12 protein-coding genes and 1 pseudogene are annotated in these 14,323 nt (G+C 40.6%); 6 read left to right on the forward strand and 7 right to left on the reverse strand.

Annotated elements, in window-relative coordinates:
• Positions 1–104 precede the first annotated feature (104 nt).
• Positions 105–1,739 (forward strand): acetolactate synthase large subunit, encoded by a 1,635-nt coding sequence (locus tag ACZ5A8_RS15775; RefSeq protein WP_464530195.1) that lies wholly within the window; start codon positions 105–107, stop codon positions 1,737–1,739.
• Positions 1,740–3,014: 1,275 nt separating this feature from the next.
• Here ACZ5A8_RS15775 and eif1A (ACZ5A8_RS15780) read toward each other — a convergent pair.
• The 6 genes from eif1A (ACZ5A8_RS15780) to ACZ5A8_RS15805 form a co-directional block, all read right to left on the reverse strand.
• Positions 3,015–3,365, reverse strand: a complete 351-nt coding sequence (gene eif1A / locus ACZ5A8_RS15780; protein WP_255680001.1) for a translation initiation factor eIF-1A — start codon at positions 3,363–3,365, stop codon at positions 3,015–3,017.
• Positions 3,366–3,730: 365 nt separating this feature from the next.
• Positions 3,731–3,949, reverse strand: a complete 219-nt coding sequence (locus tag ACZ5A8_RS15785) for a CxxC-x17-CxxC domain-containing protein (protein WP_229389946.1) — start codon at positions 3,947–3,949, stop codon at positions 3,731–3,733.
• A gap of 376 nt (positions 3,950–4,325) precedes the next feature.
• Complete coding sequence (locus ACZ5A8_RS15790; RefSeq protein WP_229389945.1) at positions 4,326–4,526, reverse strand: CxxC-x17-CxxC domain-containing protein; 201 nt, start codon at positions 4,524–4,526, stop codon at positions 4,326–4,328.
• Positions 4,527–5,423: 897 nt separating this feature from the next.
• Positions 5,424–5,747, reverse strand: coding sequence for a translation initiation factor eIF-1A (eif1A, locus tag ACZ5A8_RS15795; protein WP_229389943.1), 324 nt, complete (start codon positions 5,745–5,747; stop codon positions 5,424–5,426).
• A 566-nt stretch (positions 5,748–6,313) separates the two neighbouring features.
• Entirely contained in the window at positions 6,314–6,547 is a 234-nt protein-coding gene (locus ACZ5A8_RS15800; protein WP_229389942.1) for a CxxC-x17-CxxC domain-containing protein, read from the reverse strand.
• Between the two features lie 315 nt (positions 6,548–6,862).
• On the reverse strand, positions 6,863–7,084 hold the full coding sequence (locus tag ACZ5A8_RS15805; RefSeq protein WP_464530197.1) for a CxxC-x17-CxxC domain-containing protein: 222 nt from the start codon (positions 7,082–7,084) through the stop codon (positions 6,863–6,865).
• Positions 7,085–7,666: 582 nt separating this feature from the next.
• Here ACZ5A8_RS15805 and ACZ5A8_RS15810 point away from each other — a divergent pair.
• A pseudogene (locus ACZ5A8_RS15810) lies at positions 7,667–7,899 on the forward strand (DMT family transporter).
• A 201-nt stretch (positions 7,900–8,100) separates the two neighbouring features.
• Here the strand turns inward: ACZ5A8_RS15810 and ACZ5A8_RS15815 are convergent.
• A complete protein-coding gene (locus ACZ5A8_RS15815) occupies positions 8,101–8,784 on the reverse strand; it encodes a class I SAM-dependent methyltransferase (RefSeq protein WP_464530198.1) in 684 nt (227 codons plus the stop codon).
• Between the two features lie 459 nt (positions 8,785–9,243).
• On the opposite strand from ACZ5A8_RS15815, the gene ACZ5A8_RS15820 reads away from it, so the two are divergent.
• From ACZ5A8_RS15820 to ACZ5A8_RS15835, 4 genes are all read left to right on the forward strand, one after another.
• Positions 9,244–9,462, forward strand: coding sequence for a hypothetical protein (locus tag ACZ5A8_RS15820; RefSeq protein ID WP_464530200.1), 219 nt, complete (start codon positions 9,244–9,246; stop codon positions 9,460–9,462).
• Positions 9,463–10,239: 777 nt separating this feature from the next.
• The gene (locus tag ACZ5A8_RS15825) at positions 10,240–10,437 is read left to right on the forward strand and encodes a hypothetical protein (RefSeq protein ID WP_464530201.1); all 198 of its coding nucleotides are present in this window, start codon (positions 10,240–10,242) and stop codon (positions 10,435–10,437) included.
• Complete coding sequence (locus tag ACZ5A8_RS15830; RefSeq protein ID WP_464530202.1) at positions 10,400–11,752, forward strand: MFS transporter; 1,353 nt, start codon at positions 10,400–10,402, stop codon at positions 11,750–11,752. Before ACZ5A8_RS15825 ends, ACZ5A8_RS15830 begins: the two co-directional genes overlap by 38 nt.
• 394 nt (positions 11,753–12,146) lie before the next feature.
• Positions 12,147–14,126: a serine hydrolase domain-containing protein gene (locus ACZ5A8_RS15835; protein ID WP_464530204.1), complete on the forward strand. Its 1,980-nt coding sequence runs from the start codon at positions 12,147–12,149 to the stop codon at positions 14,124–14,126.
• Positions 14,127–14,323: the final 197 nt, after the last annotated feature.

Consider the following 14,323-nt stretch of genomic DNA (forward strand, 5'->3'; position numbering starts at 1 on the left):
TCCCTTTAGAGAAAAATCTCTTTAAAGAAAAAGCATTAAAAAGAATAAAAGTTGAAACTAAAGATCGAGTAATACTTAGGATATGATAATACCTGGAGTCCTTTATGAAAGCTTCGGACCTTTTTGTCGCCCAGCTTAAAGAGGAAGGTGTGGAATATATTTTCGGCCTCCCTGGAGAAGAAAACCTTGACCTTCTCGAATCTTTGCGAAACTCAGAGATTAAACTGATCATAACAAGACATGAACAGGCTGCGGCATTTATGGCTGCAGCTTATGGAAGGCTGACAGGAAAACCAGGAGTTTGTTTTTCAACTCTTGGGCCAGGTGCTACTAATCTTGTCACAGGGGTTGCCCAGGCACAGCTTATAGGGGCTCCTTTAATCTCCATATCGGGACAAAAGGCCCTGATTGACAACTGGCAGGGCCGTTTCCAGCTTGTAGACGTTGTCAGGATGATGGAACCGCTCTGCAAAAAAGCCGTATCCATTACCGATCCCGGGATGATCCCTACAGTGCTTCGAAACGCCTTCAAACATGCTGAAGCCGAAAGACCTGGAGCTGTACACATTGAGCTACCTGAAGATGTAGCAGGAGAAGAGACAGATGCAGCTATACAAAAGAGGAGCAAGATCAAAATTCCCTGTCCTGACCCTGAAGCTGTAGAAATGGCAGCAAGCATGATTTACGAAGCTAAAAATCCCCTTATCATAGTCTCTTCCGGGGCTAACCGGAAGGCGGTCGCTGAAGAGCTTGAGGATTTTGCAAACAGGACAGGCATCTACCTTGTCCATACACAGATGGGAAAAGGTGTTGTCCCTGATGACTGCCCTTACAGCCTTTTTGCTACAGGAATTCATGCAAGGGATTATGTAAACTGCGGAATTGACGGAGCAGACCTGATAATAACTGTGGGCTACGATATAGTGGAATACCCCCCTTACCTCTGGAACGGGCTGCTGGATAAAAAGATAATAAATATCGATTTTGTGGAGTCAGTACCTGACAGGTACTTTAACCCGACAGTAGAGGTGATAGGAGATATTGCCTCTTCTATCCGGCAGCTTGCTTCAAGACTTCCGGGAAAGAGGAAATTTCCTGTATTTGAAAACACAAGAACCTTCATTGAAGAAAAAATCAATTCTCCTGCCAGGAAAAGCTATCCTCCCCTCCCGCAGGCAGTTGTACAGAGTGTGAGAAGAGTACTTGGCCGTCAAGACATCATCGCTCTTGATAACGGAATATACAAGCTCTGGTTCTCCCGGCTCTATAAGACCTACGCTCCCAATACCGTGCTGCTGGATAATGCCTTTGCTACGATGGGTGCAGGATTCTCTGCAGGGCTCACCGCAAAACTTCTTCACCCGGAACGCCGCGTACTTGCCATTTGTGGGGACGGCGGTTTTATGATGAACTGCCAGGAGCTTGAGACTGCAGTCCGCTACAGGATTCCTCTCGTTGTCCTTATCCTGAACGACAATGCCTTTGGCTTCATCAAATGGAAGCAGAAGAAGATGCACTTTGAAGATTTTGCCCTGGACTACGGAAACCCTGACTTTGTCCTCTTTGCCGAAACTTTCGGGGCAGCAGGTTTGAAGGTTAAAGAAACCGATGACCTTACAGAAGTTCTCGAAAAAGCCTTCTCCCTGAATAAAGTAGTGGTTATTGAGTGCCCTATCGATTACTCTGTAAACTATGAAACTTTCTCGGTCGAGCTCGGAAATCTTGTATGTAAATTCTGATAATAAAATTCCTGTATTTCTGAGACGAATCTATTATTCTGAAAACCCGAATTGAAAGGGATTTCCTGAAGAGCAGGTCTCGACTTTCTGCTTTTTCGGGCATTCTTAAGAAAGTTGCAATTGAACTTATACGGATGGCAAACATCTCAGTCTCCTCAAGGCGGGCCCTACTGCCGGAATTTCCGAAAATTGAGCTTTCCCACCTGTACAGCCCCTGGGGCGTCCATGCTGCCAGGGAAATACAACCCTGTAGTGACTGAGTGTCTGGATATGATAGTTTCCAGATTGTTGAAAATGATACTACAGTCACGCTTGCTGCCCGGGCAGGGCAATCGGACCTCAATCTTGTGACACCTGTAAACCTCCAATATCTTTGAGTCCGTTGGCCTGCTAGCCTAATTACCTGCCGATCTTTCTGAAGCGTTGTGCAGAAAGAATCGAAGTTCATGAAGGCAGGTGCTGAGCCTATCTCGAACTTAACCCTGTCTTGGCAACTTTCCTTACTCCAAAAATAGAGTATCTTAAGTCTGCGAAAATAGCAAATGAAGCCATGGATAAAAATTATATGTTAAGGAAATTGCAATAATAAAAATGGATGTTGAGCAAAAAAGAGGCTGAGAAGCTAAAAAATGAAAGGCTATTAAAAAAGACTTGATTTAGGAGTATCCAGAGTAGATTCTAGAGATTCCAGAATAAATTCCAGAATAAATTCCAGACAGACTTCAATAGACTACACAACGTATTACAGGCTGTACAGATATTTGCCGGAAAACATAAAAAATAATAAGGTAAAGGAATAACTGATAAAAAGAAAGCTAATAGCGAGAAGTTTTCCCAGATTGATAATCTATTATTTACGAGTTTTACATAAAATACTCTATATAATAATCTGGCTCTTCGCTGTTTTGTGTGGGTTGAAGATTATTGCTTAATTAGAAAGTAGCCAGGCTAAAAAGAGAGACATCAGGCTTGAATGTGATTTTCAACAATACATGTTTCTAAATTTTAGATCTGCTACTTCAACATTTAGGAAACGAATGTAAGTTACCCACACAAAACAGCGAAGAGCCAATAATCTAAAAACTCTTCAAGATTAAAGGTTAAAGTGCGATATACGGATTAAATAAGTGGGATATTAAATTAAGTTGGTTAAAGTTAAGTTGGTTAAAGTTAAGTTGGTTAAAGTTAAGTTGGTTAAAGTTAAGTTGGTTAAAGTTAAGTGGGATATGTAAAGTTAGTGAGATATGAAAGTAAAAGGTTTTTTTGAGGTGACCCTTAATTAAGGTACCCTTTTCTCTCAAGCCAATCTACCTGCGGTCTGGTATATTTCCAGATGACATCAGCTTTTGAATCCTGAACTTCCCAGGGGTTTGCGATTACAACATCACCTTCACGGATCCACATTTTCTTATTTTTGGAGCCAGGAATTCTGCCCATACGGACAGTACCGTCCATACACTGCAGTGTAACTCTTTTTGAACCAAGTAAACTTGCTACCGTTGCAAGGACTTCATTTCTATCCTTACGGGGAGTACGGACTCTTGTTATTTCTGGGTTATCACCCGAGTATACGGGCTTGTTTGATCCTGATTGTCTTTTTCTAACAACACTTCTATAATTAGCCAGACTAATTCCTCCTTTGTTGACTTTATTCTGTAATTCTTTGATGGCTTATTGACCCCATTTTAGCCTTTTTCACTTTTGTTTTTCAAGCTCTATTTTTAGAAGCTTTATTTATATACATATTATCTCAATGTTTACTGTCACGGATATTTATCATTCAATCCCTGGCTGCTTTTTCCTTTCAGAACTACTGGAAAAAGAGATCCCCGTTATATTACTCTAACTGAATGAGATGTACTCGATTCCAAGCAGGTTCGCAGAAAATGAAGCGAAAACAAGGAGACAAAACAAAAAGTGAAAAATGAATTGAGTATTACGCAATATAAGTTGCAAAAATTAACACTCAACGCAAATTATTGTCATTATTATTAGAACTTCCTGTGGTTAGGAAGGCAATCTCTGCAGTAAACCGGACGTCCTTCTGTTGGCTTGAACGGAACTTCGGTCTCAACACCGCAGTCAGAACAGGTTACTTTGGTCATTTCTCTGGGGCCGCTGTTGCCGCCTCTGAAGCCACCGCCGCCACCACGGTTACCATCTCTGTTACCGCGGAAACCTCCGGAATTTCCTCTGTCATTAAAACCCATTTTTGTTTCACCTCCGCTTATAGCGGATATTCGATAGTTTAAAAATAAGATGGTATAGAGCTCTTTGATTAAAAACAAAAATTGGTTTTTAATAACAGATTATACTTCTCTTTATTTTCAACTCCAAAAAGACATCCAAATTATATAAACGTTCCCATGGAAAAGTCAATCTATAGAGATGAAAACTTTGATATTTTAAGGGCAAAACTACTCGGCTCAAACTTATAATTAGAGTAAAATTGGAAGTAAACCTAAAATATTGGAACTTAACAAAAATCTTACAGGAACTTTGTAGAAAAAGAATCTCCGTCTGCCTTTTAAATCAGGCAGAACGGACACACTCTATAAAAGTAAGAATTCCGAAGTGAATTTCGGATTAATAGCGGTTCTCTCTGGGCTTCCTGTGGTTTGGAAGGCAGTCTCTGCAGTAGACCGGTCTGTCGGGATCAGGTTTGAAAGGAACCTGAGTTTCAGCGCCGCAATCAGAACAGGTTGCGTTATGCATTTCCCTAGGGGCTCCAAAACCTCCCCGGTTGCTGTCTCTTCCCCGGAAGGAATTTCTGTCATTAAAAGCCATTTTCTTTTCACCTCCGCTTACAGCGGATAGTCATTTGCTTAAAAATAAGATTGTATAGAACTCTTTGATTAAAAACAGAAATTAGTTTTTAATAACAGATTATACTTCTCTTTATTTTTAACGCTTCTACTATACAGTCAAATTATATAAATTTTACTCATAAAAATTAAAAAGAATCTTAAAAATATTTTTCATCTGAAGTCGCATGCATTTAAGTCTAATTTTCCAGATTCGTCTCTTATGATTCGTCTCTTATGAATTGTCTCTTGAGATCTGATGATTAAATCTTAAACTTAACTGCCTGTAATCAGGCCATTTTTCAGGAAACAACAAAATCTAACTTATTAAGTCTCAATTTCTCTTTTCAAGTAATGCCAGAAAGCCCATACACAAACCAGTTCCTAGCCATCAGCACCATATCTGTTGAGATCTTCTGTCTGTCCCCTTCCCATTTTAAGGATAGGGGCGCATTTATATTCAAATTTTTGACGTAATCCCTCCTGGGTTTAATGCTTTTCAACGAATCTTGATGATATTAAATTGAGCTTGTAGAAAACCATACCATAGTCAGAAGTGGATAATATTTAAGCAGCTGGTATAATCAATCCATAAGCAGGAATGCAGTGCACGAAGAATAAACTCTACAAAGAGTGGACTCTACAGGTAAGTATAATCTGCACAACCGGTTAAACCGATCTGAATAACCGGTTAAATAGGTCTAGCGCAACCTGAGGAAAGATATAGCTGAGGTGATGAAAAGAGCAGAGATTTGTTAAGATGGCTCTTAAGAGAACTATTATTGAAAAGAGGAATAAAAGGTTTAACCGTGGCACTGGTTAAAACCAATAAGTGTTAAGAAAGTATTTTTGTGAACTGAGTCTTATAATTTACCATGAGTTATTTCAGGTAACCTTTGCGCTCGAGCCATTCTATCTGAGGCCTTGTATATTTCCATATAACATCGGCTTTAGTATCCTGAACTTCCCACGGAGTCGCGATTACAACATCTCCTTCACGGATCCACATTTTTTTATTCTTTGACCCCGGAATTCGCCCCATTCGGACAACGCCGTCCATGCACTGTAAATTGACCCTCTTTGAGCCCAGAAGGCTTCCTACTGTTGCCAGTACTTCATGGTTCTCCTTACGTGGAGTACGTACCCTTGTAACTTCCTGAGTACTGGGTGCAGAGCTTGCTGATCCTTCTCTTCTCTTCCTCATATTACTTCTATAGTTAGCCAGGTTGATTCCTCGTTTATTTTGATTTCGAATTTTTGATTTTAAATTTTTGATTTTGAATTTTTGATTTTAAATATCTGTATTGAATTATGGTTATAGCTAGCTACTTTAATTTCTTCTACAACTTTCTTATTATATATTGAAACCCTCTACGTTTGTCGATTCCTTACGTACTTTGGTCTAATGGTTCATAAATGGATAGGAAGTTAAAAACCTATAAAAAATATAAAGGGCTTGAAAATTACCATAAATCTGAAACCTCATAAAACTGCTCTTTAGAGATCCCATGACCCAATTTGTAATCTCCTGATCAGAGAGGTTTGAAACTATCCAAACTATAAGTATTAATAAATTTTTACTGATATATAACCTTTGATTGAAATCTGAGCGACAGTTATAAGTAATTCGACACTCAATGAACCGGTTCGTAATAATTTAGGATTCCGATGCCCTTCACCTGAGTATGAGGCAAAAAACACAGATTAAAAAGTGTAGTAGTGTTGCTGTAATATCTTACAGGACAACACTTGTATTGAGAAATTTAAAATTTAGAATTTCCTGTGGTTTGGGAGGCAGTCCCTGCAGTAAACTGGCCGGCCTTCAGTTGGCTTGAAGGGGACTTCAGTTTCAACACCGCAGTCAGAACAAATAACCTTGTGCATTTCTCTGGGGCCGCTGTTGCCACCTCTGAAACCACCGCCACCACCACGGTTACCATCTCTGCTGCCACCGCGGCCGCTGTCTCTTCCCCTGAAGGAGCTTCCTCTGTCATTAAAACCCATTTTTATTTCACCTCCGCTTTCAGCGGATACACATGCTCATAAAAATATGATTGGATATAATTTATTATTTAAAAACAAAAGCGGAGTTTTTAATAACAGATTATATTTCTCATTATTTTTACTAATTCTACAATCTTTTTATGCTATATAAAGTTAATCTATGGAATCTGAGAAAACAGGGAGGTACCTCCCTTAAGAGAGGTGAGGTGAAATGAAAAAACCTGGCCCGAAAATAAATGAGTAAAGTTGGAAAATCCTGTTATCGCAGGCTTCCAGGATAAAGCTTGAAATAGAAAATATTAGATTCGATGAGAGTTAGAACTTCCTGTGGTTTGGAAGGCAGTCCCTGCAGTAAACAGGTCTTCCTTCAGTCGGCTTAAACGGGACCTGGGTCTCAACACCACAGTCTGAACAAACTGCAGGGTGCATTTCTCGAGAACCACTATTGCCTCCTCTGAAACCTCCCCGGTTGCTGTCTCTGCCACCCCGGTTGCTGTCTCTCCCCCGGAAGGAATTCCCTCTGTCATTAAAACTCACTCTTGTTTCACCTCCGCTTACAGCGGATACCCTCTAGGCTGCTATAAAAATAAGATTCTATACAATTCTTTTATTAAAAACAGAAATGAGGTTTTTAATAACAGATTATACGATTCTTTATTTTTACTGCAAATACGTCCCAAGACATTATGATATATAAAACTATCTCAAGTGAGAAGAGGTATGAGAAAAGAGCTTTATGAACCTTTAAAGCCCTATTCCGCCTTAAATATGATCTTTTTTCAAAAGGAAGAAGCTTGACTTCAAATTTCTCGGTTTGTGCCTGATTTTTCTTATTTACACATCAAACTTCTGATGTTTTGATATCTCAGTGAACTTTAAAAGAATGAACCTGGATATTTGATAAATAAAATAAACAAAATAAGTAAAATAGTAAATAAGTAAAATAGTAAATAAGTAAAATAGTAAATAAGTAAAATGAATAAAATAATAAACTGACAGACTCTAGAAGGGAAATAGACGGATGATATAACGAAACCGGAACTGATTAATGATAAAATAGGAAACTGATTAATGATAAAATAGGAAACTGATTAATAAATTAGAGTAAAATAATCATTGATGAACTATTATTTCCTGCTATTACTCGCAATAGCATTTGAAGTATGCGGAACCACCTGTATGAAATTATCCGATGGTTTTTCAAAATTGGCTCCATCAGTTTTGATCTTCGTATTTTATGCAATCAGTTTTTTCTTCTTTACCCTGCCCTTAAAGGAATAGATGTTAGCATTGCATATGCGATACGGGTCGGACTCGGAATTGCTCTTATCACGTCAGTCGGAATTTTCTAGTTCAAGGAACCTGCCACCGCCCTAAAAATTATTTCCCTTGTCGTTGTAATTACAGGAGTTATCGGGCTTCACCTCAGCAATAGAGCCACATAATCGACATGGATGACCAGATTAACCTGATTGAAATAAGTTTGTGTAAACAGGAGCCAGGGCTTTGAAGTTTTCCGGTTCATGGCAGAAAGAATTTCTGCTGTCCGGGTTTTAAAGTTTTTTAGCCACAATTACAAACCCGTTAATTTTGTTGCCTGTCCTGGTTTTGAGCTCTTCAACTCTGAAATAATCAATCTCAAACTCGCAATCTACAAGCAGGAACACGAGCTCTTTCTCGGAAAAATGGTGTGCAATAAATTCATCCTTTCCTGTTTCAGGGTTAAGGGCAAAGAAAGAACCTTCTTCTTTTGTAACCGGAAAGTCCTGAAGATAGCGCTTTCTATAAAGCTTGAGGTGCCAGTTCTGGCTGAATTCAACAAGATAAAGGTAACCTTCAGGTTTCAGTACTCTGAAAGCTTCCTGAATTATCCTGGCTCTTTCCTGTGGGTCAGGTACAGAGGTCAGAAAAGCCTGCATGACTACAAAATTGAAACTTGACCTGTGAAAAGGAAGGAAAGAAGCATTTCCAACTTGAAATTCAGCCCTCCCTTCAATCTTTCGATCCAGTTCCAGGTTATTTGCAGCAGCTTTTGAAAGCTTTACAGCTTCTGGATTTATATCTATCCCTGTTACTAGGTATCCAAGGGAAGCAAGTTCAAGACTAATTTTCCCAAACCCGCATCCGATGTCGAGAACATTATCACCATCCTGCAGATAATTGTAAATTATGGGGTAAAGCTCAAGGCTTGAGGGTATATTCTTTCCAGGCACAGTTTCCCAGTATGATTTAGACATAAAGAACCAGATACAGGTAAAGAATAAAGAATATTCCTAAACCCATAAAATGCTCTGAGTTGTTAGCTTAGGGTAAATGGAAAAGTAAAGGAAAGGCAGGGGTGTACTGCGAAGAAGAGAAAAGCCAGAAACGAAATCAGGAGAAAAACCTGTAAGTAAATATACATAAAAATAGGTAGAAGGGAAATAAAACAGAATAAATTCTACCTCAAAATGCTCTTTTTCGAATCTATCTTCCATTTTTTGTTTCAGTTTATTTTTTGTTTCAGTTTATTTTTTGTTTCTCTTTATTTTTTGTTTCTCTTTATTTCTACTTAATTTCGGCTGAACACCAGATAGCTTGGAGCAGGCATTCATATGAGGATGAACTGAAAAGCGGTTTTTGGGGGCAAAGACCATTTTTTTCATGTAGAGAAGAACTCGGCACTGGCAGTAAACAGGAAGAAAAAGGAACCGGAAATGAGAGGAATGGTAGACAAAAAAGCTGGACGAAGAGCCAGAGGGAGGGTTGGAAGGATAAAGCAAAGAATCAGGAGAGAAAAAGATGGTAGGGAACAAAAAGGTGAAAAAATAAAAAGGGTAGATAATCATTTGGAAGTGAATGAAACAATAAAGATATTTCAGGCAACTCCTGAATCCGCCCTACAGGCGTTGCCTGAAAAATATGCTTATTGTTAAGGGTTAACCCCGTTAAGACGGACTTTGACACCGCCTCAGTACCGTTTCATACAGGGTATTTAATCCCGCAACAGCCCTATGACATTACCGCCAAGGTCGCAAGATACTTATCTTCGCGGGATAACACAGTGGCTTCTGCTGCAATTTCCGGAAGGAATCGGATCGTTGACATCAATGTGGATGCAACAGGTGCCACTGCTTCAGGATGGAAATGCCCTTAACATTCAGGTTTTTCTCAATATTTTTTGGAGTACTTACTTTTTGGAGATTAGTTCCGTTCTGTTTTTGAGACCTTTATTCCTTCGTGTTTTTTTGAGATCTTTATTTCCTTCACTTTTATAAAGATCTTTTAATTCCCATGGATTGTTTCAAAACTTTTAGTTTCGTTTTTGCTTGAAAACAATTTGGGACTAGAATTTCATATTGTAAAATTAGAATATAAGTATACTTTTTGCAGTAGTTCTGTTACCTGATTGAATAGATGCTTTTAAAGCTTGATAACGCTTTATTTTCCTTGATAAAAGATCTGCACCATTTATCTTAGAGAAATAACGTATATAACTCTCTTTATTAGATATACAAGGGCTGCCTTGAAAAAGAAGCCAATTTTTTAATCCCTTATCGCCCTTTGATTTACTGTTAAAGAATTAAAACGAGCTGTAAGAACAAGGAAGGTGTTTTAAACATTTTAAAATGTTTTAAATACTCATTTCAGGCTTTAAAATCCCAAAAGAGACTGACAAGCTGCTTTAGGCCGAATAACCGCAGGAAGACTTTATGATAATAATATACGAGCCTGGGCGGGAAGAAGAATATGACTTTTTCTTAGTGGTTGAGCCCGCCTTACTGCAGCATATCTGGAATAAATCAATGTCAATTTTCTCGAAATTCTGGAAGAGAAATACTATAAGGCACAGAATCGGCATATTATCCTGTGATGGAGACGGATTCGGGAACTTCCTCTACAGATGGTAAGGCACTTTTTCCTCTGTATGCTATAACATTCATCGGAACCCTAGGGTTCGGTATCATACTTACTTTTCTCGTATTTCTTGTAACAGATTATGGGGGCAATGCCCTTGTCTATGGCATGCTCGCATCCACATATCCTGCTTTCCAGCTTATCGGAGCTCCTGTTCTGGGGCGGTGGTCCGACCTTTACGGAAGGAAGAAGATTTTGTTGCTGAGCCAGATAGGGACTCTACTTGCATGGGTCATTTTTCTTGTCGCCCTATTCTTTCCCGTAATCCCGTTGATAGAGGTTAGGTCTGACCTGCTGGGCGTTTTTACAGTTACTCTTCCCCTATTTGCACTCTTTTTTGCAAGGGCCCTTGACGGTATTACAGGAGGGAATGTATCAGTTGCCAATGCATATCTCGCTGACCTCACCTCCGAAGAAGAAAGGAATAAAAACTATGGCAGGATGTCTGTCGCCTCAAATCTGGGATATGTCTTTGGCCCCGCCCTTGCCGGAGTCCTTGGGACGACAGTCTACGGCGAACTTATCCCTGTATCTGTAGCCCTAGTGATCTCAGTCATAGGGACTTTTATCGTGCTCTTTCTGCTTCCGGACTCAAAGCCCTGCGCAATTAAGGAATACCCGGAGTCCACAGGCATCAGAAAAGTGCTCGGACAGGAGCAAAAAGAGTGCTATCAGGTAGAAGCAGGAAGTAAAATAACCTTTAGCGAAGTTTTCAGGCTTAAATACATCCCTTTTATGCTAATTGTTTACTTCCTTATCTTCCTGGGATTCAATATATATTATACTGCATTTCCGGTCTTTGCCGCTGTCGCTCTTGAGTGGAGTCCTGCCGAACTGGGCATTTATTTTTCCGTCATCAGCGCACTTATGGCTCTCGTACAGGGTCCGGTCCTCGCAAAACTTGCCAAGAGATATCGAGAGTCAATCCTTGTCATCGCCGGCGGCTTCATTTTGGGTCTGCAGTTCATCCTGATAGTTCCTGGAAACTTCTTCCTCTTATACTTAGCGGCTGTCTTCTTTGCTTTTGGGAACGGGATTATGTGGCCCTCTATTCTTTCAATCCTCTCGAAATTCGCAGGGAAAAAATACCAGGGCTCGGTCCAGGGTTTTGCAATGAGTGCAAGCAGCCTTGCAAGCATAATCGGGCTTCTTGCAGGGGGCTTGCTTTATACGCAGCTAGGAGTGATTTCCTTCCTGATAGCAGCCGCGATTATATATGTAGTCGTCTTCCTCTCGTTCAGACTCATAAGAATTGAAAAAGAGAGAGTTGCAGAGCTGACAATTGAGGAAATTTCAGTTAAAAGCTGACAGTTGAGGAAATTTCAGTCAAGGTCACCAGAAACAGTTGAGCTTATAAAACAGGCACAAAAACTCAGTCCAGAATACAGAAGTCAATCCAGAATACATAATCACGGAAAACAAGGAAAAAAGGTAATATTGCAGCTTAGTCTTTTTGAGCACAGCGAAAAGGACAGAATACTCCTGCAGTTATATCGTAACTCCCAGAAAATCTTCGATTTCCTGTGATCCCAGGGCACAATTCGGGACGGAAACCTCTTCACCCGTGCTTCCTTTCTTCTATAATATACCATCTAAAAAAATACCGATTATTACTTATTCATATAAATATTATATTGGCTTACCAAATTAACAAATGGTGTGGATGATAAAGCATTGGAATTACCACAGTTACGGCATAAATTTGATTACTCATTCACCGGGGTACTCGTCGGCAATTAAGCCGGGAAGAAATGCATACATCCTTATCCTTGGTCTAGTAATTATTTTCCTGACCGTCAATTCGGCGTCTGCTTTTCCTATAAATTCAGTTGTTGCTTCAAACTTTAGCAGTCCTACTGATTCAGGAGAGCTGGAGGTCTTTATTGATGGGGCTGTAAATACACAGCTCAAGGCTCATCATATTCCCGGAGCAACCGTAGCTGTGGTCAAAGATGGACAGGTCATTTTTGCCAAGGGCTATGGTTATGCCGATATCGATGAACGCAAGCAAGTAGCTGGAAATCAAACTCTCTTCCGTGTAGGCTCTGTCAGCAAACTCTTCATATGGACGGCAGTAATGCAGCTTGCTGAACAGGGAAAGCTGGATCTTGATGCCGATGTTAACATATATCTCAAGGACTTTCAGATACCTTCTACCTATTCCAGGCCTATTACCCTCAAGAATCTCATGTCCCATACAGCGGGCTTCGAGGATTTAGCCATTGGCGGACGTGTTTTTGTGCGTAGCTCAACTGATATCATGCCGCTGGACGAGTACCTGAAAAAAGAAATGCCTGCTCGAGTGCGCCCTCCTGGAGAACTAACCGCCTACTCGAACTATGGCTCTGACCTGGCTGCATATATTGTTGAGCAGGTATCGGGAATGCCATTTGATAAGTATGTGGAACAGAATATCCTGCTTCCGCTGGACATGAACAATACAACATTCGACCAGCCCCTACCATCCAGGCTGGCTTCGAACATGTCCAATGGATATGTTTATGAGGATAACGCTTACATAGCAAAGCCTTTTGAATACTTGCAGGTCTGGCCGGCAGGCTCTATGAGTTCCACCTCCGAGGATATGGCAAAATTCATGATTGCCCATCTTCAAAACGGAAAGTATGGCAATAGCCGTATACTGCAGGAGGATACTGCACAGCAAATGCACAGCAGTCTCTTCAAAAATGATCCCGGAGTTAGCGGCATGGCATACGGGTTCTTGGAGATTAATCCGGACAACCCGAGAGTTATAGGGCATGGGGGCGACACTATCCTGTTCCATACCCAGCTGGTGCTGATACCCGAAAGCCAACTTGGACTGTTTATTTCCTGTAACGAACAAGCTAGCGAATCAGCAGTCAACGAGCTACGGCAGGTTTTTATGGATTATTACTATCCACCGCCTCTTTCCCCAGTACATGAACCCATCTCTAGCTTTGAACAGAATGCAAGCCTCTTTGCTGGAAGCTACCGCCCAACAAGGAGCGCCTACACCAATTTCGAAAAATTAGCCTCTCTCTTCCAGGAGGTACGGGCATCTCCAGGCCCGAATGATACTCTGATAACTTCTCAGCTATTCCAGGGGTCAAAAAAATGGATAGAGGTAAAACCACTGACTTTCATTCCGGCTGATGGTCTGCCTTCCCGGGACGGGCTGGTCTTCGGCAAAGATAGACAGGGTCATATCAATTATCTCTTCATGAAACTGAGTCCCAAGACTGCCTATGAGAAAGTGCCCTGGCACGATGATATCAATATTAATCTTTCCCTGTTGGGTGGTTGCATTCTCCTATTCTTGTCGACGCTCATCTGGCCGATGAGCTTGATTATCAAGCGCTCCCCTTGGAAGCTAAAAAAGCCTGCCACAATTGCCAGATTGTTTGCAGGCGGAGCCAGCATGATTAACTTTCTGTTCCTGATGGGGTTAATATCCCTTTTTTTGGCTAAGCCAGCAGATGCAGAATTCCTATACTCTATCACTACCTTCTTAATAGTCCTCATGGCAATCGCCCTGATAGCTGCAATTCTAGCACTTGGCTCTGTTGCATTCGCAGCCCTTGCATGGAAAAATAGATACTGGGATCTTTCTGCAAGAATTCATTACAGTCTTGTGGTCCTGGCTCTGCTGGCGTTTGTCTGGTGGCTGAATAACTGGAATTTTCTTGGGTTCAGGCTCTAATTTAATCTCATGCCGACGGGAATTTGGCCAATTCTAGAGTTCCATACGCTTGTCGAGGAGAAAAGTGCTTGGTACTCAGAAACTTTCTAATTATTTAATATAAGGAATTGAAGAGTTCATCGGGATTCAAAGGTCTATAAGGATTCAAGGATTCATAACGCATTCCTGACCACAGTTTTCCAGGAAACTCCAGGGGA

Source organism: Methanosarcina subterranea (genome assembly GCF_055385895.1).

Excerpts from the sequence above, each read along its gene's own strand:
- ACZ5A8_RS15775 (WP_464530195.1), top strand. The coding sequence starts at position 105 with ATGAAAGCTTCGGACCTTTTTGTCGCCCAGCTTAAAGAGGAAGGTGTG.
- ACZ5A8_RS15820 (WP_464530200.1), top strand. The coding sequence starts at position 9,244 with ATGAGAGGAATGGTAGACAAAAAAGCTGGACGAAGAGCCAGAGGGAGG.
- eif1A (WP_229389943.1), bottom strand. The coding sequence starts at position 5,747 with ATGAGGAAGAGAAGAGAAGGATCAGCAAGCTCTGCACCCAGTACTCAG.
- ACZ5A8_RS15790 (WP_229389945.1), bottom strand. The coding sequence starts at position 4,526 with ATGGCTTTTAATGACAGAAATTCCTTCCGGGGAAGAGACAGCAACCGG.
- ACZ5A8_RS15800 (WP_229389942.1), bottom strand. The coding sequence starts at position 6,547 with ATGGGTTTTAATGACAGAGGAAGCTCCTTCAGGGGAAGAGACAGCGGC.
- ACZ5A8_RS15785 (WP_229389946.1), bottom strand. The coding sequence starts at position 3,949 with ATGGGTTTTAATGACAGAGGAAATTCCGGAGGTTTCCGCGGTAACAGA.
- ACZ5A8_RS15825 (WP_464530201.1), top strand. The coding sequence starts at position 10,240 with ATGATAATAATATACGAGCCTGGGCGGGAAGAAGAATATGACTTTTTC.
- ACZ5A8_RS15815 (WP_464530198.1), bottom strand. The coding sequence starts at position 8,784 with ATGTCTAAATCATACTGGGAAACTGTGCCTGGAAAGAATATACCCTCA.
- ACZ5A8_RS15830 (WP_464530202.1), top strand. The coding sequence starts at position 10,400 with ATGGAGACGGATTCGGGAACTTCCTCTACAGATGGTAAGGCACTTTTT.